This window comes from Mesorhizobium sp. BR1-1-6 (assembly GCF_020165355.1).
Taxonomy (GTDB): domain Bacteria; phylum Pseudomonadota; class Alphaproteobacteria; order Rhizobiales; family Rhizobiaceae; genus Mesorhizobium.
Map to the genome: position 1 here is coordinate 234,627 of NZ_JAIUHZ010000006.1, position 21,972 is coordinate 256,598.

General features: G+C 61.6%; 22 protein-coding genes. 8 read left to right on the forward strand and 14 right to left on the reverse strand.

Translation table 11 applies throughout. From position 1 onward, the window contains the following. Positions 1–14: 14 nt before the first annotated feature. From LB545_RS15045 to LB545_RS15060, 4 genes are read right to left on the reverse strand one after another with little or no spacing between them, the layout of a single operon-like run. Positions 15–1,142 (reverse strand): molybdopterin-binding protein, encoded by a 1,128-nt coding sequence (locus tag LB545_RS15045; protein WP_140499356.1) that lies wholly within the window; start codon positions 1,140–1,142, stop codon positions 15–17. Positions 1,143–1,184: 42 nt separating this feature from the next. Beyond that, positions 1,185–2,012: an extracellular solute-binding protein gene (locus tag LB545_RS15050; protein WP_140499358.1), complete on the reverse strand. Its 828-nt coding sequence runs from the start codon at positions 2,010–2,012 to the stop codon at positions 1,185–1,187. A 20-nt stretch (positions 2,013–2,032) separates the two neighbouring features. Then, positions 2,033–2,755 carry an ATP-binding cassette domain-containing protein gene (locus LB545_RS15055; RefSeq protein ID WP_140499360.1) on the reverse strand — a complete coding sequence of 241 codons (723 nt, stop codon included), beginning with the start codon at positions 2,753–2,755 and terminating at the stop codon, positions 2,033–2,035. Positions 2,756–2,757: 2 nt separating this feature from the next. Next, positions 2,758–3,450 (reverse strand): ABC transporter permease, encoded by a 693-nt coding sequence (locus tag LB545_RS15060; RefSeq protein WP_140499362.1) that lies wholly within the window; start codon positions 3,448–3,450, stop codon positions 2,758–2,760. A gap of 95 nt (positions 3,451–3,545) precedes the next feature. Here LB545_RS15060 and LB545_RS15065 point away from each other — a divergent pair, with 95 nt between their 5' ends. Next, entirely contained in the window at positions 3,546–4,421 is an 876-nt protein-coding gene (locus tag LB545_RS15065) for a helix-turn-helix transcriptional regulator (RefSeq protein WP_140763609.1), read from the forward strand. A gap of 27 nt (positions 4,422–4,448) precedes the next feature. Here the strand turns inward: LB545_RS15065 and LB545_RS15070 are convergent, their stop codons facing one another. The 6 genes from LB545_RS15070 to LB545_RS15095 all read right to left on the reverse strand — a co-directional run bounded on the left by LB545_RS15070 (position 4,449) and on the right by LB545_RS15095 (position 9,989). Then, a complete protein-coding gene (locus tag LB545_RS15070; protein WP_140499366.1) occupies positions 4,449–4,655 on the reverse strand; it encodes a DUF6494 family protein in 207 nt (68 codons plus the stop codon). Between the two features lie 309 nt (positions 4,656–4,964). Continuing rightward, positions 4,965–6,020 carry an ABC transporter ATP-binding protein gene (locus tag LB545_RS15075; protein WP_224618810.1) on the reverse strand — a complete coding sequence of 352 codons (1,056 nt, stop codon included), beginning with the start codon at positions 6,018–6,020 and terminating at the stop codon, positions 4,965–4,967. A 25-nt stretch (positions 6,021–6,045) separates the two neighbouring features. Further along, positions 6,046–6,801, reverse strand: a complete 756-nt coding sequence (locus tag LB545_RS15080) for a ribonuclease activity regulator RraA (protein WP_140521326.1) — start codon at positions 6,799–6,801, stop codon at positions 6,046–6,048. Between the two features lie 106 nt (positions 6,802–6,907). Then, positions 6,908–7,786 (reverse strand): carbohydrate ABC transporter permease, encoded by an 879-nt coding sequence (locus LB545_RS15085; RefSeq protein WP_140499370.1) that lies wholly within the window; start codon positions 7,784–7,786, stop codon positions 6,908–6,910. Next, positions 7,783–8,706 carry a carbohydrate ABC transporter permease gene (locus tag LB545_RS15090; RefSeq protein ID WP_224618856.1) on the reverse strand — a complete coding sequence of 308 codons (924 nt, stop codon included), beginning with the start codon at positions 8,704–8,706 and terminating at the stop codon, positions 7,783–7,785. Before LB545_RS15090 ends, LB545_RS15085 begins: the two co-directional genes overlap by 4 nt. A 2-nt stretch (positions 8,707–8,708) precedes the next feature. Further along, positions 8,709–9,989, reverse strand: coding sequence for an ABC transporter substrate-binding protein (locus tag LB545_RS15095; RefSeq protein ID WP_224705367.1), 1,281 nt, complete (start codon positions 9,987–9,989; stop codon positions 8,709–8,711). 355 nt (positions 9,990–10,344) lie between these two features. Between LB545_RS15095 and LB545_RS15100 the strand changes: the two genes are divergently transcribed. Further along, the gene (locus tag LB545_RS15100; protein WP_224680586.1) at positions 10,345–11,040 is read left to right on the forward strand and encodes a FadR/GntR family transcriptional regulator; all 696 of its coding nucleotides are present in this window, start codon (positions 10,345–10,347) and stop codon (positions 11,038–11,040) included. A gap of 84 nt (positions 11,041–11,124) precedes the next feature. Here the strand turns inward: LB545_RS15100 and LB545_RS15105 are convergent, their stop codons facing one another. Continuing rightward, entirely contained in the window at positions 11,125–12,111 is a 987-nt protein-coding gene (locus LB545_RS15105) for an aldo/keto reductase (protein ID WP_140521324.1), read from the reverse strand. Between the two features lie 289 nt (positions 12,112–12,400). Here LB545_RS15105 and LB545_RS15110 point away from each other — a divergent pair, with 289 nt between their 5' ends. The 3 genes from LB545_RS15110 to LB545_RS15120 all read left to right on the forward strand — a co-directional run bounded on the left by LB545_RS15110 (position 12,401) and on the right by LB545_RS15120 (position 16,802). Beyond that, a complete protein-coding gene (locus LB545_RS15110) occupies positions 12,401–13,558 on the forward strand; it encodes a mandelate racemase/muconate lactonizing enzyme family protein (protein ID WP_140521323.1) in 1,158 nt (385 codons plus the stop codon). A gap of 54 nt (positions 13,559–13,612) precedes the next feature. After that, entirely contained in the window at positions 13,613–14,509 is an 897-nt protein-coding gene (locus tag LB545_RS15115) for an NAD-dependent epimerase/dehydratase family protein (RefSeq protein WP_140521322.1), read from the forward strand. 670 nt (positions 14,510–15,179) lie between these two features. Beyond that, positions 15,180–16,802: an alpha/beta hydrolase gene (locus LB545_RS15120; RefSeq protein ID WP_224705369.1), complete on the forward strand. Its 1,623-nt coding sequence runs from the start codon at positions 15,180–15,182 to the stop codon at positions 16,800–16,802. 8 nt (positions 16,803–16,810) lie between these two features. Here the strand turns inward: LB545_RS15120 and LB545_RS15125 are convergent, their stop codons facing one another. From LB545_RS15125 to LB545_RS15135, 3 genes are all read right to left on the reverse strand, one after another. Continuing rightward, entirely contained in the window at positions 16,811–16,951 is a 141-nt protein-coding gene (locus tag LB545_RS15125) for a hypothetical protein (RefSeq protein WP_411909462.1), read from the reverse strand. A gap of 243 nt (positions 16,952–17,194) precedes the next feature. Further along, positions 17,195–18,670, reverse strand: coding sequence for a Do family serine endopeptidase (locus LB545_RS15130; RefSeq protein WP_140521321.1), 1,476 nt, complete (start codon positions 18,668–18,670; stop codon positions 17,195–17,197). A 656-nt stretch (positions 18,671–19,326) separates the two neighbouring features. Further along, entirely contained in the window at positions 19,327–19,581 is a 255-nt protein-coding gene (locus LB545_RS15135) for a hypothetical protein (protein WP_224618816.1), read from the reverse strand. Between the two features lie 166 nt (positions 19,582–19,747). Between LB545_RS15135 and LB545_RS15140 the strand changes: the two genes are divergently transcribed. The 3 genes from LB545_RS15140 (at position 19,748) to LB545_RS15150 (ending at position 21,867) form a co-directional block, all read left to right on the forward strand. After that, positions 19,748–19,897, forward strand: a complete 150-nt coding sequence (locus LB545_RS15140; protein WP_224618859.1) for a BA14K family protein — start codon at positions 19,748–19,750, stop codon at positions 19,895–19,897. 57 nt (positions 19,898–19,954) lie between these two features. Continuing rightward, positions 19,955–20,515, forward strand: coding sequence for a hypothetical protein (locus tag LB545_RS15145; protein ID WP_224655847.1), 561 nt, complete (start codon positions 19,955–19,957; stop codon positions 20,513–20,515). Between the two features lie 806 nt (positions 20,516–21,321). Further along, on the forward strand, positions 21,322–21,867 hold the full coding sequence (locus tag LB545_RS15150; protein ID WP_224705371.1) for an HdeD family acid-resistance protein: 546 nt from the start codon (positions 21,322–21,324) through the stop codon (positions 21,865–21,867). Positions 21,868–21,972: the final 105 nt, after the last annotated feature.

Below are 21,972 nucleotides of genomic sequence, written 5' to 3' on the forward strand. Positions count from 1 at the left end.
AGCGGCTCACTCGATCAAAAGTTGCGGAGCGGAAAGGCGGAGACGGGCGTACCGGCGGCATACCCTTCGCTATCGCCCGGGACCGCAAGCCAGGCGTCGGCAAGCCGCATGGCGTCCAGCGAAAAGTCGCCGACGGCGAGCGGCGTCCACATATCCCGTTCCTTCCCGAGCAGAACGAGCTCGTAAAGTCCGACCGCGGATGAGATTTTCCGCGAGAGCGGCAAGATGATCCCTGACCGTTCAGATCTGCCCGACAGGCGGTCCAGGACTGGCTGGACAAGCGCAAGGAACCCAGCGAAGGCTTGGTGCGGCGATCCGGCCAATGCGACCACCGGTGTCTTGCCGAGCCGGCCTATTGCCGTTGTCCCTCCGGGCCGTAAGGCAATGCCGTGCCCAATCAACACCCCGCGCCGCACAAGAGCCTCGGCGGTCACGTCGGCGTGGCCGTCACCAGTACCGCCGATCAGGAGCAGAAAATCGCAGGCCTCGCCATCAAGAGCGGCAATGATCGATGCCGCGTCGCGCTCTACGGTCTCTATACCGACGATCGAAACGCCCGAGGCACTCAGGCTCTCGACCACGAGCCGCATGGAGAATGTCTCGTGGCTGTCGGCAGCGACATCGATCACGCGCACGCGCGGGCTCCGTATGGCAAGCTGGCTCAGTCCCACTTTGCGGGCGACCAGCAGGTCGGCGACGCCGATCGCCTTTCCCTCAAGCATTGGCGGGCGGGCCGCCGCCATATCCTCGCCCGCCCGGCGCACACCCTGACCGGGCACGGCTTCAGCTGCTGCTTGGATCATCGGTCCACTGCAATCGACGAGGCCGGCCTGCAGCACACAGTCGCGATCTTCAGGCATGGCCTCACCCGTCTCGACCCAGATCGGCGCGACCGGCAAAACTAAGGGCGAATAGGCTGATGCCCCCACGAGGTCGAGGGCGCGACACGCCCAGCCGTCAATGGCAGCGATATCTCGCGCAGGCTGAGCCGGCACGACAGGCGGCATCCCGGCAGCGACATAGCGCAAGGCTTGTTCAAGCGGCACCCAGCGGGGGGTGACGGGCATTACACCATCGAGCAGCGCGTCGAGCGCCGCTTCCAGGGGAGTCAGCGGGCCCGTCGAAGAAAACGTTCTCGTCATGGCGCGATATTGAAGCAGACGCGAGCCTGTTTGCAACCAGCTTCAGGAACGCCCGCGCTGCGCATTCGGGAAGAAGAGCTGCTGGCCGTCGATCTTGTACTCTCCGATCGCCTTCTGGCCTTCCGGAGAAATCAGCCAATCGATGAAGCGCTGGCCGGCCTCCACTTTGACGCTTGGATGCTTGTGAGGATTCACCAGCATCACGCCATACTGATTGAACAGCCGCTTGTCACCCTCGACGGCGATGTCCAACTCGCCACGATTCTTGAACGACAGCCAGGTGCCACGATCGGAAAGCGTATAGGCGTTCATGGCTGCCGCGGCGTTGAGCGCCGCCCCCATGCCCTGCCCGATCTCCTTGTACCACGGGCCCCTGGCCGCCTCGATGTCGATGCCGGCCGTCTTCCACAGACCCAATTCGGCCGAATGGGTGCCGGACCTGTCACCACGCGACACGAAGGCCGCCTTCTTGGCTTTGATGGCGATCAGCGCGGCTGCGATGTCCTTGGTCCCGCTGACGCCCGCCGGGTCGCTCTTGGGGCCAACGAGGACGAAGTCGTTGTACATCACGTCGAAGCGCTTCACCCCGAAGCCTTCCTCGATGAACTTCTCCTCCTGCGCCTTGGCATGGACGAAGACCACGTCGGCATCGCCGCGCCGACCGGTGTCGAGCGCCTGACCGGTGCCCTGAGCGACAATCTTCACGCCGATGCCGGTTTTCTTCTCGAACAGCGGCAGGATGTGATCGAACAGGCCGGAATCCTGGGTCGAGGTCGTCGACGCCACGACGATCGACTGGTCCTGGGCAGGCGCGCCGCCTGCTAGCATCAGAAGCACCACAAGCGCAGAGAATATTCGGCGGGTCAGCATCTCAATCTCGGTCCAGTTGATCAAAGCACGAGCTCGCCGCGCACGAAGGCAGCGGCTTGCGGGGTCGCGGGGCGGTCAAGGAAGTCGTCGGCGTCGGCATGCTCGCAAACGCGCCCTCGGAGCAGAAAGACGACGTCTCCCGCGATCCTGCGTACCTGGCCGAGGTGGTGCGACGCCATGATGATCTTCGTGCCCGATTGGGCAGCCGTGATGATGATCTGCTCGACAAAACGCGTCGCCGCCGGATCGAGGCTGGCTGTCGGCTCGTCGAGCAGCAGGATTTCCGGCTGGCGCGACAGGGCGCGGGCGAGGGCCAGCCGCTGCTGCTCGCCACCGGAGAGATGCCGTGCCGGACGTGCAGCGAGATCGAGAAGACCGACGCGCTCGAGCAGTTCCTCCACGCGCGGGGCCCGGAGCCGGCGCGGACAGCCCGCTTGAGCCAGTGCATAGGCGACATTCGCGGCCGCCGAGCGACGCAGCATCACCGGCTTCTGGAACAGGATTGCACGCCGTGTCGGCGGGGAAAGCGTTCGTCCCCCCCAAGTCAGGGTTCCAGCAGAAGGTGCAACAAGCCCCATGCAGAGCCGCAGCAGGGAGGTTTTGCCCGACCCGTTCGGGCCGACGACCAGAGTCGGGGCGCGCGGCCCGATCGTCAGGTTCACCCGGTCCAGGATGGTCGTCGCACCGGCGACCAGCGACACGTCATCGAAGACAAGTGGAAGATCGCTCTGAGCAGCCCGCATCCCTAGCCAGCCCGTTGCTCGGACCAAACTCGCACGCCCCAGGCGGCGGCGTTGATCAGCAAGATGAGGAAAATCAGCATCAGGCCGAGCCCCATGGCGAGCGGCAGGTTTCCCTTCGAGGTCTCAAGTGCGATTGCCGTCGTCATGGTGCGGGTGAAGCCATCTATGTTGCCGCCGACGATCATCACGGTGCCGACCTCGGCCGCCGCCCTGCCGAAGCCCGCGAGCAGAGCCGTGACGAGGCTGAAGCGGCCGTCCCACAAAAGCGTGGCGACCAGGCCCGCCGGCCCGACCTGCATCGCAGTCAGTTCCTCACGATACTCGCGCCACAGATCCTCGACCGTCTGGCGAGTCAGCGCGGCAATGATGGGCAGCACCAGTAGCGCCTGCGCGATGACCATCGCGGCGGGTGTGAACAAGAGGCCGAATTCACCCAGCGGCCCGGATCGCGATAGCAGCAGATAGACCGTCAGCCCGACCACCACCGGCGGCAGGCCCATGAAACCGTTCAGCAGCACGACGATCGCCGAACGACCGGGAAAACGTGCCAGCGCGATAATTGCGCCCAGCGGCAGGCCTGCGACCATGGCGATCGCGACAGCCGAAAGGCTCACGGCGAGCGACAGGCGCACGATGGCAAACAGCGTGGCGTCGCCGCTCGCGATCAGTTGCCATGTGCCCAGCCCTTCCGACATTGCTCCTCGCAGTCCTGTCCCGTGTCAATGTCCTGCAACTCCTCCGTCACTGTCAAATTCTTGAACCTGCACAGGAATATGCATATCAATGCAGGATGGATTTGCTGACGACGTCCGAAGCCGCCGACTATCTGCGCATTGGCGAGCGCAAGCTTTATGAGCTAATCGCGGAGGAGCGTATCCCGTGCAGCAAGGTGGCGGGCAAGTGGCTGTTTCCGCGGCATGAACTCGACCGTTGGGTCATGTCGGGGTTGGTCCGGCCTGCAGGAATGACCCAATCCGAGCCGCCGCCGATCGTCGGTGGCAGCCAGGACGACCTGCTCGAATGGGCTCTCCGCCAATCAGGTTCCGGCCTGGCCTTTCTGACGGAAGGCACGGAAGCCGGCGTGACACGCCTGCTGCGCGGCGAGGTGTCTGTCGCCGCGATTCATTTCCACAGCCCCGACCCGGACCCGAATGTCACCGCGATTGCGACCAGACCGCGGCTTTACGATGCGGTGCTGGTCGGATTCGCCCGCCGCGAGCAAGGCCTGCTGCTCGCGCCAGGCAATCCAAAATCGCTCAACAACCTGACCGACGTACTTGCGACCGGCGCACGCATCGCGGTTCGTCAACGCGGCGCAGGCGCGGACATGCTGCTCACGCAATTGCTGGCGGACTCCGGCGCGAAACAGGACGACGTCAACCGGTTGGAGCCGCCCTGCCTGACCGGACCCGATCTCGCGGCTGCCGTGCGCATTGGTAGGGCCGATTGCGGAATTGCCACGCGCGCGGCCGCCCGCGCCGCTGGCCTCGATTTCGTTCCATTGGCCTGGGAAAGCTTCGATCTCCTGATGCGGCAGCGGACCTACTTCCAGCAACCGATCCAGGCGCTCCTGCGTTTGCTAGGGCAGGAAATCTTCGCCAGCCGCGCCGCCGAGCTTGGCGGATACGATCCATCGCCCGCCGGGCAGATACGGTTCTTCAAGTAGCAGCCGACCCCGATCAAGCCGCAGCTCTCATCCAAGATCGATCTCGCCCTCCACGACATGGCGCAAGCCTGCCGGCTCCGAGGTGATGACGGCCCTCACGGTCAGTCGGCCCTGTCCTTTCAGGCCCTTCTCCGCCACGGCTTTCTCGATTGCCTGCTGCGAAGTCACGCCGACCTGCTTCAGGAACTTGCGCATGGAGACGTTGAAGGGATCGGTTTCCATATTCTGGGTCATATGATTGCCTCGAACGGTGTGGACGATATGGCCGGTCCGGCAAGCTTGGTGCCCGCAACGGCGGCGCTGCGCCAACGGAGCACGGAATGGCCCGGGGTGCAATGAGGACGACGCTCGCACTATGTCTGACGCGGTCCGTTCCTCTGTGGCGTAACAACGCGTGGTGCCGAGATCCCTGGTCATGCCGGAGCGCCGCGGGCGATTGCCGTGACGGCCGATGGGCAAACGGCGATCACCGGTGGTTTCGCAGCAAGTGGCAACTGATGAAGGGCATGATGGGATGGGCTGTTTTTCGCCCGTCAGCGCGCCCTAAGCAATCCTGGTACCACTACGAGCATCGAACAGATGCACCTTGGATACCATGATCTCCAACCCAACCTCTTGATCAAGTTTGAAGGGCGGCTGATCCCGCACCTCGGCCACGAGGTCGACTCCACCTGCACTTAATGTAAGCTCCTGGGCCTCACCGGTCGGCTCGACCACTTGCACCCTCGCCTGAGAGTGGTTGCCACCAACCGAAATGTGCTGCGGACGAATCCCATAAACTACCCCATCCTTGTCGCCCATCCGAGCATCCGCTGGCAAGGGTAAGCGCAAGCCCTGATCGGCGACGAATGCGCCGTTGTCGATGCGGCCCTCGATCAGGTTCATTTCCGGCGAGCCGATAAAGCTTGCGACGAACAGATTGGCTGGGTTCTCGTAGAGCTCGGAGGGGCTGCCGATCTGTTCGATCCGGCCTTTGTTCAACACCACGATGCGGTCGGCGAGCGTCATCGCCTCGGTCTGGTCATGCGTGACATAGATGCTTGTTCGGCCGAGCCGTTGGTGAAGCTTCTTGATTTCGGCGCGCATCTTGACACGCAACTTGGCATCGAGGTTGCTAAGCGGCTCATCAAACAGGAAAGCGGCTGGATCGCGCACGATGGCGCGGCCCATGGCGACACGTTGGCGCTGGCCGCCGGACAACTGCCGCGGCATGCGGCCAAGCAGATCCTGCAGGCCAAGGATTTTGGCCGCCGCCTTGACCCTCGAGACAATCTCTTCCCTAGGGACCTTCGCCAGTCGAAGCGCGAAGCTCATATTGTCGGCCACGCTCATATGCGGATAGAGCGCGTAGCTCTGGAAGACCATGGCTATGTCGCGCGACTTGGCCGGCATCTCGTCGACGACACGCCCGCCGATGCGGATCTCGCCGGTCGTCTGCTCTTCCAGCCCGGCGATCATGCGTAGCAGCGTTGACTTGCCGCAGCCTGACGGACCGACCAGCACCACGAACTCGCCGCTGGCGATCTCGATATTGACATCGCGCAAAACTTCCACGGCGCCGAAGCTCTTGCCGAGCTGTTCTATCTCAATTGCAGACACCTATTGTTCTCCCGTCCGGCACCACTCATTTTTGTTGAGCATGCCGCCATGCTCGGTATTCGGCCTCGCCCTCGGGGCTCAACGGATAGTATTTCCGCAGGTCTCCCCCTTGCGCCAGGCGCGAGCGCGAAAACTCTTCCCACTCAATATGCGCGCCGGCGAGCTCGACCAATTTTGGAGCAAGGGCGACCGGCACGACGACCACGCCGTCATCGTCGGCGACGATGATATCGCCAGGGATGACCAGCACGTTCGAGCAGGCGATGGGAACGTTGACGGCGAACGGCACGATGTTGGTTTGGGCGTGGAAATTCGGCGTGACGTCCCTCACCCAGATGCCGATGTCCAAAGCCGCCGCCTGGGCGGAATCGCGGATGCAGCCGTCGACAACCACGCCGGCCCCGCCACGCCCGGCGAAATAGGTCAGCATCATCTCGCCGAAGATGCCGCTTCCCAGATCGCCGCGCGCATCGACCACCACCATGTCGCCCGGCTGCGTGGGATAGAGCACGTGACGGTGTAACTGCCGCTCCGGCTCCTCATATTCGGTCTCGTTGTAGAGATCCTCGCGCTTCGGCATGCACTGGAGCGTGAGAGCAGGCCCCGCCGCCGTGCGGCCCAGCCTCAATGGACGCGGGCCCCGTATCTGCGGGTCGCGAATGCCCATCTTGTGGTAGAGTTCGCTGGCCAGCGTCGCCGAGCCGATCGCCGCAAGCGCATCGACCAATTGTCTCGGCGGCCGCGAAATGTCCGATATTGCCGGTATCTGATCAGCTGCCATTCCGTATCCTCCGATTGCGCGGCGAGGTCCCTGACCCCACCGATCGTCACTCAGTTGCGTATCCCGTCGTCGAAGCCGTCGAGCGTTCTGGGTGCATGTCCGCCATTCAGCCGCGGACGGCACCGGTGGTGAGACCCTTGACCAGCAGCCCCTGGGCAAACCAGACAAACACCAGGGTCGGGATGACCATCAGGACGCCGGCTGCCGACATCGCGCCCCAGTCGATGCCGAATTGCGAGACGAAGTTGGTGAGCCCGACCGGCAGAGTCTGCGCGGCCTTGCTGGAGGTCAGGGTCAGGGCAAGCAGCAGGTCGTTCCAGGTGAAGAGGAAGGTGATGACCGCGCTGGCGCCAATACCAGGAGCAATCAGCGGCGTCACGATCTGGACCAGCGTGCGCACCGTGCCGGCGCCGTCCGACTGGGCAGCCTCCTCGATCTCTTTCGGCACGTCCTGGATGAAGCCCAGAAGCAGCCAGATGGCGACAGGCAGTTTGGCCGCCGTATGGCTCAGGATCAGCGCCCAGATGGTGTCGAGAATGCCCATGGCGGCAAACACGGCAAAGAGCGGAATGGCAAGCGCTATGACCGGGATCATGCGCATGATCAAAAGCATCCCGAAAATCAGCATGGCGCCCGGCATCCTGAAACGCGACAAGGCATAGGCGCAAGGAATGGCCAGCAGATGGACGAGGATGACCGTCGCCGCCGAGACGATGACGGTGTTCCAGACATAGTCCATCGTGTCGTACTCCGCGAAAACGGAGACGTATTGTGTTAGCGTCGCGGTCTCGGGAATGATGTGCACCGGCACCGAGAAGATGTCGGCCGAACTGCGGATCGACGTTAGGAACAGCCATACCAGCGGAAAGACGGTGAACGCGACGGTCAGGGCCAGCGCCATATACTGGCCGGCGGTTCCCACCGTAAATCGACGGCGCCGGCGCTTTGGCCTGGGACGTGCGCTAACGATTGCGGCTTCGCTCATATCGCTCTCCGTTTCGCAATCAGCCACGGTATTCCGTAGAGGAGCCCGAGCACGAACAGCGACATCCCCAAAGCAATGTAGGAGACGGCCGCCGCATGTCCGAAATCCACCGCCTGAAACGCCAGCAGGTAGGAATAGACGGTGAGCAGGTTGGTGGCGCCGCCCGGCCCGCCCTGCGTCATCAGCCAGACGACGTCGAAGGTCCGGAACGTGTCGATGATGCGAAGCATCAGGGCGATCATGATGATCGGACGCATCAGCGGCAGCACGATATGCCAGAAGCGCTGCCATGGGGTGGCGCCGTCCACGGTGGCCGCCTCGAGCGGTTCCTGCGGCAAGGACTGCAGGCCGGCGAGGAACAGTAGCACCATCAACGGCGTGTTCTGCCAGACATCGGCGACGATCACCGAGACGAGCGCCCAGGTCGGATGGTTGAGCCATGGAATGTCGGGCAGGTTGAACATGCGCAACAGCGCGTCGACCAGGCCGTACTGGGTGTTGAACAGCCACCGGAAATTCAGGCCCACCACTGCGGGCGCGATCATCGGAGGCACCAGGAGCAAGGTGCGCGCGAGCCGCATGCCGCGCAATTTGCCATTGACGAGCACGGCGATCGCCATTCCAGCCACCACTTCAATCGTGATCGAAATGATGCTGAATATGGTCTGATTTCGCAGTGCCTGGTTGAACTGGCGGCCGAAGAGTTCGTCGGTGTAATTTGCCATCCCGATGAAGGGCGCCGAACCGCTCAGATCCCAGCGGAAGAAACTCATGGTGAAAGAGTATCCGAGCGGATAGAGCAGGATGGCCAGCATGACGAGGAGCGCCGGGCTGGCCAGAAGGTATCCTCTCTGCCAGGTGTAGGGCAGCGGCGAACGTCGCCGACGCCTCGACACCGTATGCTGCGCGACGGACGGCATCGTCAATCGTAAGCTCCGGCCCGACGCATGATCTCCTCAGCCTCCGTCGCCGCCTGGTTGAGCGAGTCCGCGGGAGAGACCTGGTCGGTCAAGGCCTGTTCGATGGCCGAAAACATCAGCGTGCAGACTTTCGAGAAGCCGGCTAGCTTCGGCCATTCCTTGCCGTTGGCTATCGTCGTCTCGAGCTGCTGCAGCCACACTGCCTGAGGCCCCTTTGCCGCTGATATCACTTCCTTGGCGATCGCCTGGCTGCTGGGAAAGTTGGTGAATTGGTCGAACTGCAACCGCTGCGCCTCCGGACCGACCGTATACTTGATGAATTCGACGGCGGCGTCCTTGCGTCCGGATTGTCCGTTGAGCGCCATGGCATGCGAAATGGCGCATGAAATCGCGGCCTTGTCCTTGACGTAGGGCGCAGTCGACCACTTGCCGACGACACGTGAGGTCTCCGGATTCGATAGGGTCGCGAAGGCGCCCGGCCAATCGAAATTCGCATAGACCGTGCCGGACGAGAATTCGGTCGAATTCTCGTTCCACTGATAGCCGACCGCATCGGGTGGCACGATTTTGTGCTTCTGGATGAGATCGCGATAGAAGGTCAGGGCCTTGATGCCGGCTTCGGAATTGAAGGCCGGCTTGTTGGCCTGGTCCACCCAATCGCCGCCGGCTTGCCAGAGCAGATCGCTGAAGGTGCGTTGTGCTGGATCGCCCTGCCCCGGCACGACCAGCCCATAATGGCCATTGCCGGTCAGTTTCAGCCCGACGTCGACGAGCTCCTCCCAGGTCTCAGCCGGCTTCAGGCCTTTTTCCTGATAGATATCGCTGCGGTAGTACTGGACGCGCGAATCCATGTTGCGCGGAATGGCCGCCAGATTTCCGGTCTTGGGATCGCGCAGATACTTGACAGCGACCGGGTAGAATTCCGCGAGTTCGCTGTCGCTGAAATAGCTGTTCAGCGGCGCAAAATGGTTGAAGTAGGAATCGATCTGCGCCGTATGGGTGCTATAGACATCGTATTGGCTCGATCGCGCTGCGCTCAACGTGACCACCTTCGCGGTCAGCGGGGTGAATTCCAGCAAGTCGTAGCGAACCTTGATACCGGTCTTGGCGGTGAAATCCTGAATGATCTTTTCCCAGTATTTGGGATAGAGCGGGCCGCCGGTGATCAGCAGTGCGGTGATCTCGTTCACGTCTGCCCTGGCGATCCATGGCGCGGCTAGCGAGCCGGCCGTCACTGCCGCGCTCGCGGCCAGGAATTTGCGTCTCGATAGGTTTGCGGACATCATAATCTCCTCCTTGGTTTGATTGGTCGGCCCATCCAAGGGTCGGCCGATAACTTCAACCTTTCCGGCAAATCCGCGGCGGCTTGCTCCTCCCGCAGCGAGACTGCCTGGATTACGTCCCGAACGACGCTTGCGAGCCGGCCGGGCGATTAGGCACGTTTGTTCCAAGGCGCCTGGGCGTTCGCGAAGGCGTATCGGTCCTGATTTCGGACAGCGGGAGTCGGGATTGGACGAGCTCCACCGTTCGATCCTCCCTTCCCGCAGGCCGAGTTATAGGCTACTGAGCACCATGAGATAAGTTGACTGCATATCTAGCTATCAGCCTATAAGCTTATCAGACAAGTGGATGTTAATGATGGATGCCATGGAGGTCAAGCTTCAAACTTTGCCCAAGCAGGTGGCCGGCGTGCTCGCGCGCCGCATCGCCAGCAGCGGCGTCGCCGGCGGCCAGGGACCGTCGGAGCAGCAGATCCTTCAGGAGTTCGGGGTTTCGCGCGCGGTGGCACGGGAAGCGCTCAAGATCCTGGCGTCTCTCGACATGATCGAGATCGCGCAGGGACGACGCGTGGTGCTGCGTCCCGCAGACGAATGGGACTATCTCAGTCCATTGCTTATCGACTGGCTGCCGCCCGAGCAGACCCGCGAGATCTTGGCGGAAGCACACGCAACGCGGATAATCATCGAACCGGCCATCACCGCCATCGCGGCCAAGCATATGACCAAAGAGAACCTCGAGCGTCTTGGCACTCTGCTGGCAGCGATGTCGGCCAGCGAAGACAATGCGGACGCCTATCTGAAACTCGATCTGGATTTCCACATGGAGATTTGCCGGGCAGCCAAGAATAGAATCCTCGACCGCTTCATGTACTCCTCCCGATGGTGGCAGATGGCAAGCAGGCGCATCAGCAACCAGGTGCCTCATGCCCTGCCCTCGGCGACTGAGATGCACAGAGCGATCTACGAGGCGCTCGTGGCGCGTGATGCAAAACGGGCGGAAGAGGCGATGCGCCGGCACCTGAAGATCACCACGGCCGTTGGCCTGCCCCCATAAGAAATCGCCAGCCGATGCTTCCGAGCGGCGCAGCCAGCAATCGGGCTAGCCGCGCCGCTGCGCGCCGGGAGGACGCGGCCGATATCAGGCGCTTTTTGCTTGCTGTTCCTGGCGCTGGCGCGCGCGAAAACCGAACATGTCGCCCTTGTCTTTGATTTCCGCCCATACCGGTCCGGTAATCTTGTCGATGGCAGCGATGTCCGCGTCGGAAATCGCCCAGCCTGTGCTCTCAGCATTTTCCTCGAGTTCCTTGACCGTGCGCGCGCCGACCAGCGGCGAACTCACGCCCGGCCTGCTGGTAAGCCACTGGATCGCAAGCTGCGGAACCGTCTTGCCGTAGCGCGCCGCAATCGGCTTCAGGGCGTCGACGGCGTCAACCGCGCGCTCGTAGGTGCCCGGCTGGAACAGAACGGTGGTGCGGCGCTCATCGCCTTCGACGAATTTGGTGTCCGGCGACAACAGCCCTGTAAGCAATCCCTGGGCGAGACCGCTATAGGGCATCACGCCGATATTGTGCTTGCGGCAATAGGGCAGCGTCTCAGCCTCAACCTCGCGCCACAGCATGTTGTAGGGCGGCTGGAGCACGTCGATGACGCCATGCTGACGGGCGCTGTCCATGTCGGCGGTGCTGAAATTCGAGACGCCGACTGCCTTGATACGCCCGGACGACCGCAGCCGCTCCATCATCTCCATGGTCGGGCCGATCGGAAAATCCGAGTTCGGCCAGTGGACAAAATAGACATCGACATAGTCCGTCTGCATCCGCTTCAGCGATCCGTCGAGCGCCGCCTCAATCGCGGCGGGTTCGAGGTGATTGGGCGCAACCTTGGTCGCGATAACAGCCTTGTCGCGACGGCCGGCCAGTGCCTTGCCGACGATCTCCTCGGCATGGCCATGTCCATAGGCTTCGGCCGTGTCGATCAGCGTTATGCCAAGCTCCGCGGCGCGTCGGATCACCCGGATCGATTCCTCGTCGTCGGCCGCGCCCCAAAAGGCGCCGGACATACCCCAAGTGCCTAGACCGATCTCCGATACCCTGACCGGCGACGATCCCAACTGTCGCTGTTGCATCCTGTTCCTCCTGATTGGCAGGCAGGGCTATCACCCTGCTGATGTCCAATTTATACGCTTATATACTCGTCTAACAAGTAGGTCCCGGCGGATTTATGGCGATTGGCGCGGAGTGACGAATTTCCCAAGTAATTCAATGATACCTGCCGCTGCGAGGTGTATTCGCGCAAAATCGTTCAAAGGGGGTTTACGTCCCATCTTTCCATCTTGTATGCTTATTGGACAAGTTGACCTAAACTGACCATATGCATTTGAAGGCGCCGCGCGCCATCACGGGGAGGAGGTTTCGATGAAGATCACGGACATCAGGACAGCGGTCGTCGCCTATCACGGCAAGGCGACCCTGATCCGCATCGATACGGACGCCGGCATCTCCGGTTATGGCGAGGCAAATCCCGATGCAGGCGCCGCCGCAATCGTCGGGCTGATTTCGGAACTGAAGTCGGAACTGATCGGCCAAGATCCGCGCAATGTCGAATATTGCTGGGACAAGATTCGCCGTGACCATGTGTTTTCCGGTGCGCAAGCCGGCGTCTTTCTCATCGCGCTGACCGGGCTGGAGATGGCGCTCTGGGACGTGGCGGCGAAAGCCGCCGGGCAGCCGCTTTATCGCTTGTTCGGCGGCAAGTTCCGCGACCGGATAAGACTCTATGCAGATTGCGGCGACGGCGATGAGGAATCGGGATCGCCGCAGGGATGCGCGGCACGCGCGCGCCGCATGGTGGCGGAAGGCTTCACGGCGCTGAAATTCGACATCGACAATCTGCGCCACCCGGCGAAGTTCGACGCGGTGAACCATACCATCAACGGCGCCGAGTTGCGCTTCATGGTCGAGCGTGTTGCAGCGGTCCGCGATGCGATCGGCCCCGACGTCGATCTCTGCATCGACCTGCACGCGCGCTACGACGTGCTCAGCGCCAGCCGCATAGCGGCCGAGATGGAACGGTTCAACCTTCTCTGGCTGGAAGAGCCGATCCCGGCGGAAAATGTCGAGGCCCTGAAGCAGATCCGCATGCGGACCAAGACGCCGATCTGCGTCGGCGAAAATCTCTACCTGCGCTGGGGCTTCCGCGAACTGTTCCAGAACTATGGCGCCGACGTCATCATGCCTGACGTGCCGAAATGCGGCGGCCTTGCGGAAAGCCGCAAGATCGCGAATCTCGCCGAGATGTACTATGTGCCGTTCGCGCCGCATCTGGTGTCGACGCCGCTGGGCACGATGGCGACATGCCATGTCTGCGCCAGCGTTCCGAACTTCCTCGTGCTGGAGTGGCACGCGCTTGAAGAGCGGGAGGCGTGGGACAGTTACGTGCGCCTTCCGGACGGCGCGAAGTCGATCGTCGAAGACGGCCACATCGTGGTGCCTGACGTGCCCGGCATCGGCGTCGAGCTCGACATGGAAGGCGTCCGCAAGCACGCCGTGCCAGGCTTCGGCATCTTTGAATAGGCCGGACCGGGCGGATTGAACTGCTCGATCAAACAAATCCGTTGTGAGGAAGCCATGGGCAAGCGGATCATCTTCACCGGCGGCAGCGGCAAGATCGGCCGTCACGTCATACCCTACCTGCTCGAGCGCGGGCATCAGGTTCTGAATCTCGACCTGACGCCGCTCGATGTGCAGGGCGTCGACACCGTCATCACCAATCTTGCGGACGCTGGCGAGACCTACAATGCACTGACGCTGCATTTCGGGTTCAACGAATACTTCGGCGGAAGGAGCCGCGGCCCGGTCGACGCAGTGGTCCATTTCGCGGCGATCCCGCGGATATTCCTGCGACCGGATAACGCCATGTTCACCGCCAATGTGCAGTCGACCTACAATGTGATCGAAGCCGCCACCAAGCTTGGCATCCGCAAGATCGTCACTGCTTCCAGCGAAACGGTGTACGGTGTGTGCTTTGCCGAAGGCGACCGCGATTTCACATCGTTTCCGGTGGACGAGGACTATGACGTCGATCCGACCGACAGCTATGGTCTCTCCAAAGTGCTGGGCGAGAAGATTGCGCGCTCTTTCGCCTCCCGTACTGGAGCCGACGTCTATGCCCTGCGGATCGGCGGAGTCGTCGAACCGCGGGATTATGGCCGCTTCCCGGAATTCCTGGCCGACGCCTCGAAACGGCGGCGCGACGGCTGGACCTACATGGACGTGCGCGATCTTGGCCAGATCGTCGATCTGTGCATCGAGAAGGACGGCTTGGGGTTCCAGATATTCAACGCAGTCAACGACAACATCGTGGCCGAGATGCCGACGGCGGAATTTCTCAGCAAGCACGCACCCAACATACCAGTCACACGCGCCCTGGATGTATTTGAGGGACCGATCTCAAATCGGAAGCTGCGCGACATCCTTGGGTTCCGGCAAGAGTATGACTGGCGCACACAGCCTGCGGATACTTGACTGGTGGCGGAGAAGGCGGCGGTAGATGGGGATGTTCCTGAGGCCAAGGTTGGCGCAGAGACCAGATTTTCCTGAACTCAAGCAGCGCGCTGGGTAAACGTAGCACTCGGTTCACGAATATTGCCGGCGCTGCGGTGCCACATGGCTTCAGGGCCTTTGGCCGGGCTAGTCCAACGTCTGCTTCCTAGCTCACGCAGTTTGGAGCTAAACGGCGGGTTGGAGGCGCAAAGCTGCCATCCGCAGACGATGCGATCGGCGAGTGTCTAGACCATCGCCTCGAATCGCCTTGGCGAACCGCTTCGTAGCCTAATGGCGGATAACGACAATGGTCGGCCCGGAGGGTCGACGTCTTCTACTGGAAGTCAACACGTTAGCGGAGGGTTCGGCAACCCGTTTCCTTCATATTCTCTGGTACGGTCTGGCAAACCTAGGGACCGGGAGGAGCACTAGTTTTTAATGCGCGTGGTATCTCTGTCTTATCCCGCAAACGGGTCGATGCATGTTGACCCAGGGCATGAGCCTGACTGGTTAGGGGGCCAATAGCGGACGGGCGACTCCGAAGATATAAAAACCATAGGCCAACGTTATCCTGCGGCCCAACTCGAGGCGTAACACCCAAGTGACAACTACTCGTTTCCTTAGTATCTGGCGATCGCTCTCCGGTGTCGGCATGGCCCTCGGCATGCTGTTCTTCGCAGCCGCCCTGACGCCGACGCTCGTTCCCCGCACCGACCTGACGCAAGGCGTACTGGCGGGCGCGTGCTTCGCCATCGGCTACAGCCTTGGCGTCGCCTTGCGGTGGCTGTGGAAATATCTCGAGATTCCGGAACTGCCGCCACGGCCGCGTTTGCTGTCCAAGGCGATCATCCTGGTCCCGTGCCTCGGCCTTGCCGTTGTGGCACTGTGGCGATCCGGCGCGTGGCAGAACTCCATCCGCGCGGTGATGGGCATGCCGGCTGTCGATGGCGCTCATCCCGTCAATGTCTGCGCCCTGGCCATTTGCACCTTCATCGTCGTGCTCGCGCTGGCGCGCCTTGTCGCTTGGCTGGTGTGCGCCATCGCCGGGGCACTGAGACGCTACATACCCCGGCGCCTGGCGAATGTCGCCGGCGCCGCTGTCGCCGTGCTGCTCATCTGGTTGCTGGTGAGCGACGTTGCGATCCGCGCGATCTTCGGCGCGCTCGATTCCTCGTTCGCCAAGTTCGACGCACTCATGGAACCGGAGCGCCAGCAGCCGAGCGAACCCTCCAGGACCGGAAGCCCCGCCTCGCTGGTCAGGTGGGACGAGCTCGGCCGCGCCGGCCGCGAGTTCATCGCGGACGGTCCCGCCGCCGCCGAGATAGGGACCTTCACCGGCCGGCCGGCGCAACAGCCGGTCCGGGTCTATGTCGGGCTGGGAGCGGCGAACAGTGCGCAAGCCCGCGCGAAACTCGCGCTGGAGGAGCTGAAGCGGGCGGGCGGCTTCAGCAAATCCACGCTTGTGGTCATCACGCCGACCGGGACCGGATGGATCGATCCGGCCTCGATGGATGCGCTCGAATATCTGTGCCGCGGCGATGTCGCCAGCGTCGCCGCGCAATATTCCTATCTGAGCAGTCCGCTGTCGCTGCTGGCGCAGCCGGAATACGGCGCCGAGACGGCCCGGGCGCTGTTCCTCGAAATCTACGGCTACTGGACCACCCTGCCGAAGCAGTGGCGGCCGAGGCTTTACCTGCACGGGCTCAGCCTTGGCGCCATGAACTCCGAAAGATCGGCCGGGCTGTTCGAGATATTCAGCGATCCGATCAGCGGCGCACTCTGGAGCGGCCCGCCCTTCGAAAGCCGCATCTGGCGCTCGGTGAGCGATACGCGCAACAACGGCTCGCCGCAGTGGCTGCCGATCTTCCGCAATAGCAGCCTGGTCCGGTTCATGAACCAAAGCGGCCCGGCGGTGGCGCCCGACACGCCCTGGGGCCCGCTGAGGATCGTCTACCTGCAATATGCCAGCGACCCGATCGTATTCTTCGATTATCGCGACGCCTACCGGCAGCCGGATTGGATGAAGGCGCCGCGCGGGCCGGACGTCTCGCCGCAACTGAGCTGGTACCCGGTGGTGACCATGCTGCAGCTCGGTCTCGATATGGCCGTGGCGACAACCACGCCGATCGGCTACGGCCATGTCTACGCGCCGCAGGACTATGTGGAAGCCTGGAGTGCGGTGTTGGGCGTGAAGGACTGGTCGCGACAGCACCTCGCCGCCCTCAAAACCCATCTTGCCAGCAAGGTTGCAGCACAGGCCGACAGAGGCGGCTAGCTGGGGCTTCAGGGCACGGCCGAAATCAGCAGGAACATGGCGAGTATGCCGAGATGGACCACTCCCTGGAGTCTCGTCGTGCGGCCCGTGCCGAGCGTGGGCGTGCTGACGAACATGGTGAGCAGAAGAAACACCGCGAGCCCCGACATCTGTTTAGGTTCACGCCGCAGTCGATTTGCCACTGATGTAAATGGCGGAAAACGGCAGCGGGCGTAAGGGAGCCCGCTGCCGCCAGGAGCGAGGCACGACGACGGACTGACGTGCTCGGCTCCTTGTTCCCGCAGCGGCTTGGCGGCAGACATCGCCGCGGGAAATTGCTGGATGTTCCGCGGCTATCGCGGCGGCATTTGGGGCGGGCGCCCTGAAACCGCCAGGCTCCAGGCCGCCTTCTGTCAGGCCTTGCCCACGGGCAGCGCGACGAACCGGCTCGAGTCGTCGCGGGTGATCTGCATCAGTACGGCCTTGCGGCCAGCCTTGGCTGCCTCGGCCATGGCCTTGGAGACGTCATCAGTGGTGTTCACCTTGGCCGAACTGACGGCGGTGATGACATCGCCCGGCTGGATGCCACGATCAGCCGCATCGCTGTTGGGATCCACATCGGTGACGACCAGTCCTTTGCCATCGTCTGACTTGGTGATGGTCAGGCCAAGATCGGCCAATGCGTCGGCCTTGGCAGGCGCGACCTGCTTGCCGTCATCGCCGGAGGCCCGCTTGTCGCTGGACGGCAGTGTGCCGAGATCGACCTTGATCGTCCGGCTTTTGCCGTCACGAAATACGGTAAGATCGACCGATTTTCCCGGCGCATAGGCGCCGATCGTGCGGGCGAGTTCCTTCGGCGAGGCGACATCCTTGCCGTCGACCTGGGTGATGACGTCACCGGCGGCAATGCCTGCCTTGTTGCCGGGACCAGCGTCCTGGGCGTTCGAGACCAGTGTGCCCTTGTCGGATTTCAGACCAAGGGATTCAGCAATTTCAGCGGTGACCGGCTGGATCTGGACGCCGAGCCAACCTCGCTTGATGGAGCCTTCCTTCATCAGGTCTTCCACGACCTGCTTGGCGGTCGAGGCCGGGATGTCGAAACCAATGCCGACACTGCCGCCCGACGGCGAGAAGATGGCTGTGTTGATACCGATCACCTGGCCATTGAGATTGAAAGTCGGGCCCCCCGAATTGCCATGATTGACCGGAGCATCGATCTGGATGAAGTCGTCATAGGGGCCGGCGCCGATATCGCGGCCCCGAGCGGATACAATGCCGGAAGTGACGGTGCCGCCGAGGCCGAACGGGTTGCCGACTGCCACCACCCAATCACCGATGCGGATCTTGGAGTCGTCGGCGAAGTCGACATAGGTGAACTTGCCGCCGCCATCGACCTTCAGCACAGCCAGGTCCGTCCGCGGATCGGTGCCGACCAGCTTGGCGTCGAGTTCCTTACCGTCACTGGTGACGATGGTGAAGGACGAGCCTTCCGAGACGACGTGATTGTTGGTGACGAGATATCCGTCCTCCGAGATGAAGAAGCCTGAACCCTGTGCCACCGGGCGCGGCTTGCCGTCACCATGTTTGAAGCCGCCCTGCTGCCGGTTGTCGGGCAGGTTCTCGAAACCATCCTGATCGTCGGAACCGTCGTCGGCGACCGGCTGGACCGTGGACTTGACCTTGACGCTGACGACCGCCGGCGAAACCTGCTCGACGACATCGGCGAAGCTCGGCATCTGCGGCGCCTGGACATGCACCGCGTCGGCCAGCACGGGGGCAGTGCCGGAAACAACAGCTCCGACGCCTACAGCGCCTACAGCGCTCAGCGACACTACAGCCGCCGCCAGGCGCCGACGAGTTCCGGAATGCGAATTGGGGACAATATTCATGGGGTTCCATCCTTTTGAGTGAGATGCACTGAGCATCCTTGGCCAGGATGGTTAGAAGAACCTACATTACGGCATCATTGCCATATCATGAAAGTTTTGTCATTTTCATTCCATAGTATTTATAAAGACGATATGTATAGTTATTTTCACTAATATTGCAAACTTGTAACTTGCACGTTCGATTATTATTCAATTCTGTGACATCGAATTCGGTGGATTTGCGATGTCACGACAATCTAAATCGACACTAGAAAAAGTGAATGTGCCTTCCGATTTATTCGGAGTTTACGCGACATTGGGCCGGGGCTTGCCGGGCGGCGATTTCAGATCGAATTTCATCGCGAGTTCTCTATGTGTTGATTGCATGGCAGGCCATTTGAAGGTAGCGCGCATGGCATTGGGCGCGCCTTTGTCGCCGGGACGCCAAGAGGCCGCTCCGGGCGGTGATTTTCCGCAGGGTGAGAGCCTCCCCAGGAGGTGATTATCGTCCAAGCGAGGCGTCGAGAGGGTCTGTCGCTAGCTCGCTAAAGACCGGCGCACCGCTACCATACCACTGGCCCTCCGTCCCGCATCGCCACCGGCATTCGAGCAACACTGGTGGCGCCTGTCGCGACGGGCGTCATTGGCGGAAAGACATGCTGTTCGACTAGCCTCATTCATACCGCAAGCAAGAAATAAACGCTCGATCCACGTTTGGGATTCACCGCATATTCCAAGAAAACCAGGTACTGCCTTAAATTACTTGGCTTTGATGCCATCCGCAGCAGCAGGTCGCACGGCGGGATGAAGTCCACGGAGAAGCATATGAGGCGCATCATCGTCGCTGCGATCATCGCAAGCATGGCAGCCCCCACCTGGGCAATGCCCGTCGGAGCGCTAAGGCCGTCGGTTTCCGATACGGTCACGAACATCGACCTAAGGAGGCCTTCCCGCCATCGACCGGGACATGGAGTACGGCCACCGCACCACAGGCCGCCCCATTATCGGCCCTCGCGTCCGCCACGCCATCACCGGCATTCGAGGAACAATAGCGGCGCCGTCGCCGCGGGCCTCATTGGCGGAATGCTGCTCGGCGGGATGGCGATCTCGGCTGCCCGCCAGCACAATCACAGCGCTTGGAACAACCATGTGAACTGGTGCTCGCAGCGGTACCGCTCCTACCGGGTCTCGGACAATAGCTGGCAGCCCTACAATGGCCCACGCCGGCAGTGCATCTCGCCCTTCTGAGTGCGCTCTGGGCTCGCTGGTGCTAGGAAGCCTACTGGGATTTGTTGAAACGGCTGAATGCAAGCTTGGACGGGAGCAAAAGCGAGCCTGGCAAAGGCCGGCGGGGCCATTGGCGTGAGCCAGCGGAAGTATCCCGCCTGTTCAAAGAGCATCTCCGCGAAGGCGTTTGCCGATCAATTGATACATGTCCGGCGTTCTGGTCGATGCGACGAATCTCGGTCCGAAAGTCGCAGGTCCGCAGGGAAGACATGGTTCTCTGTTTTCATCCACGTCGATGCGCCAGTTGGGAGGACTATTGTGCTAAAAAATCTATCGATCGCGGCAATCAGCGCCATCATGATTGTAAGCTTCAAGCATTCCGCGTTTGGCACGTCGATCGGCGTGGGCAATCCCTACCCGGTCAGTCACTACGAGTGCCAGGACGGCACGCGTCTGGCAGTGCGTCTCCTCGGGGATCGCGCTTCTGTATCCGTCAACGACGCGGCCGAGGTCGATCTGCCCTCCAAGGGACCGGAAGGAACGACGTATTCGAACGGTCAGTGGACGCTGACCATCATACAGGGACGCCTGTCCTGGGGTGTTGGCCGAGCTGTGCCATCTCTATGCGCCGGCGGTTGAGCCTCCCACCTCAGGAAAACTGATGAAGACTATCCAGTTCGGTCGCGCACTTCATCGCAGCTTTCGAGATCCAGATACGCGTCGGCTCCTCGTGCATTGCAGTGTTTCTGGACGCCTGGTGCCTCGGCGCGGCCGGCGGCAGGAACAATGGCACCCATGACAATCTCCATCCGTCAAACCAGCGGTTAATGCATGTCGCCCAGAAGTGCGCAGCGGTTCTGGGACAACGATATGCATCAAAACAAAGACTTAAAGCGAGTCGCCTGAATCTGTTTCGACGCGACACGCTTTAATCCCAAGAGATGCGCTTCGACAATAATACCGAAAACGCACGCGCTCTGACGGCAGTGCATAAAATGCAAAGAATCCAGAAACTAGGCATTGTGTCTCCAAATATCCGAGCCACCATGCAGAATTATTGACAACGTGTTCGCATGCGCGTGATGTCGGCTTAATTCACCAAAGAGGACGAAAGATATGCGGAGATATGCACTAGCTGCCCTGTTAAGTGCCGCACTCGGCTTTGGTATTCCTCTTGCCGCTGTGTCCCCAGCGGGAGCTGTGACCGTAAATATAAATATCGGATCAAACCTTAACAACGGCCGCGCGATTACTTGCGCTCAAGGCCAGCGATTGATTCAGAGCAGAGGCTTCAGGGACGTGCGTCGCGTGGACTGCCGGGGACGCAATTTTGTTTATCACGCGCGTCGCATTGGCGGCAGCACTTTCGAAATAGTGCTGAATGCCCGTACTGGCCGCGTGGTGGATTTCCACCGTATTCGTAGATGACTCAGGGAGGCAAGGGAATGACGCAGTTGTCCGAGACCCAGCAACCCAGACGATCTGCGTGGACGAACTCGGCGATCGGAATCGTCTTTATCCTGGCAGGGATCTTCGTGTTGGGCGATCTGGCGCTGGCCACGACGATCAGCGCGCTTGTCCTGGGAATTGCGATCGTATGCGCCGGCTTTGTCGAGATCGCCCTCGCCATCTGGGCCGGCGGGTGGCGTGGTTTTCTCTGGCAGACGATGCTCGGCATCCTGTACGTCGTTTTTGGCTGCCTGCTCATCAGCTTGCCGGTGCTGGGATCTATCATCCTCACATGGGTGCTCGGTGTCGTGCTCGTGATATCTGGGCTCGGAAGAATGTCTTTGAGCCTGCGCTACCTGTCCACCGACCGATGGATGATGCTTGTTTCCGGCCTGTTCGGTCTCGCGGCTGGCTTCTTGATACTCATCGGATGGCCATCGACCGGGCTTTGGTTGATTGGGGCGTTCGTGGGTATCGACCTAGTTCTTCACGGCCTGGGCTGGCTCGTTACAGGCTTTCGGCCAACGGATACGACCCGATGATCCAACCATTTTCATCGTGACCGTTACCGCTTTGCGGCATTGGCTCCTGTCCTGCCGCGACGGTTCTCAAGCGCGGCAAGCTTTTTGCGTAGGGTTTCATTTTGT

What these genes read in the sequence shown, in the direction of transcription:
- LB545_RS15045 (WP_140499356.1), bottom strand. Translation starts at nt 1,142, where the DNA reads ATGACGAGAACGTTTTCTTCGACGGGCCCGCTGACTCCCCTGGAAGCG.
- LB545_RS15050 (WP_140499358.1), bottom strand. Translation starts at nt 2,012, where the DNA reads ATGCTGACCCGCCGAATATTCTCTGCGCTTGTGGTGCTTCTGATGCTA.
- LB545_RS15055 (WP_140499360.1), bottom strand. Translation starts at nt 2,755, where the DNA reads ATGCGGGCTGCTCAGAGCGATCTTCCACTTGTCTTCGATGACGTGTCG.
- LB545_RS15060 (WP_140499362.1), bottom strand. Translation starts at nt 3,450, where the DNA reads ATGTCGGAAGGGCTGGGCACATGGCAACTGATCGCGAGCGGCGACGCC.
- LB545_RS15065 (WP_140763609.1), top strand. Translation starts at nt 3,546, where the DNA reads ATGGATTTGCTGACGACGTCCGAAGCCGCCGACTATCTGCGCATTGGC.
- LB545_RS15070 (WP_140499366.1), bottom strand. Translation starts at nt 4,655, where the DNA reads ATGACCCAGAATATGGAAACCGATCCCTTCAACGTCTCCATGCGCAAG.
- LB545_RS15080 (WP_140521326.1), bottom strand. Translation starts at nt 6,801, where the DNA reads ATGGCAGCTGATCAGATACCGGCAATATCGGACATTTCGCGGCCGCCG.
- LB545_RS15085 (WP_140499370.1), bottom strand. Translation starts at nt 7,786, where the DNA reads ATGAGCGAAGCCGCAATCGTTAGCGCACGTCCCAGGCCAAAGCGCCGG.
- LB545_RS15090 (WP_224618856.1), bottom strand. Translation starts at nt 8,706, where the DNA reads ATGCCGTCCGTCGCGCAGCATACGGTGTCGAGGCGTCGGCGACGTTCG.
- LB545_RS15095 (WP_224705367.1), bottom strand. Translation starts at nt 9,989, where the DNA reads ATGTCCGCAAACCTATCGAGACGCAAATTCCTGGCCGCGAGCGCGGCA.
- LB545_RS15100 (WP_224680586.1), top strand. Translation starts at nt 10,345, where the DNA reads ATGGATGCCATGGAGGTCAAGCTTCAAACTTTGCCCAAGCAGGTGGCC.
- LB545_RS15105 (WP_140521324.1), bottom strand. Translation starts at nt 12,111, where the DNA reads ATGCAACAGCGACAGTTGGGATCGTCGCCGGTCAGGGTATCGGAGATC.
- LB545_RS15110 (WP_140521323.1), top strand. Translation starts at nt 12,401, where the DNA reads ATGAAGATCACGGACATCAGGACAGCGGTCGTCGCCTATCACGGCAAG.
- LB545_RS15115 (WP_140521322.1), top strand. Translation starts at nt 13,613, where the DNA reads ATGGGCAAGCGGATCATCTTCACCGGCGGCAGCGGCAAGATCGGCCGT.
- LB545_RS15120 (WP_224705369.1), top strand. Translation starts at nt 15,180, where the DNA reads ATGGCCCTCGGCATGCTGTTCTTCGCAGCCGCCCTGACGCCGACGCTC.
- LB545_RS15125 (WP_411909462.1), bottom strand. Translation starts at nt 16,951, where the DNA reads ATGTCGGGGCTCGCGGTGTTTCTTCTGCTCACCATGTTCGTCAGCACG.
- LB545_RS15130 (WP_140521321.1), bottom strand. Translation starts at nt 18,670, where the DNA reads ATGAATATTGTCCCCAATTCGCATTCCGGAACTCGTCGGCGCCTGGCG.
- LB545_RS15135 (WP_224618816.1), bottom strand. Translation starts at nt 19,581, where the DNA reads ATGTTCGTGACCGTATCGGAAACCGACGGCCTTAGCGCTCCGACGGGC.
- LB545_RS15140 (WP_224618859.1), top strand. Translation starts at nt 19,748, where the DNA reads ATGGCGATCTCGGCTGCCCGCCAGCACAATCACAGCGCTTGGAACAAC.
- LB545_RS15145 (WP_224655847.1), top strand. Translation starts at nt 19,955, where the DNA reads ATGCAAGCTTGGACGGGAGCAAAAGCGAGCCTGGCAAAGGCCGGCGGG.
- LB545_RS15150 (WP_224705371.1), top strand. Translation starts at nt 21,322, where the DNA reads ATGACGCAGTTGTCCGAGACCCAGCAACCCAGACGATCTGCGTGGACG.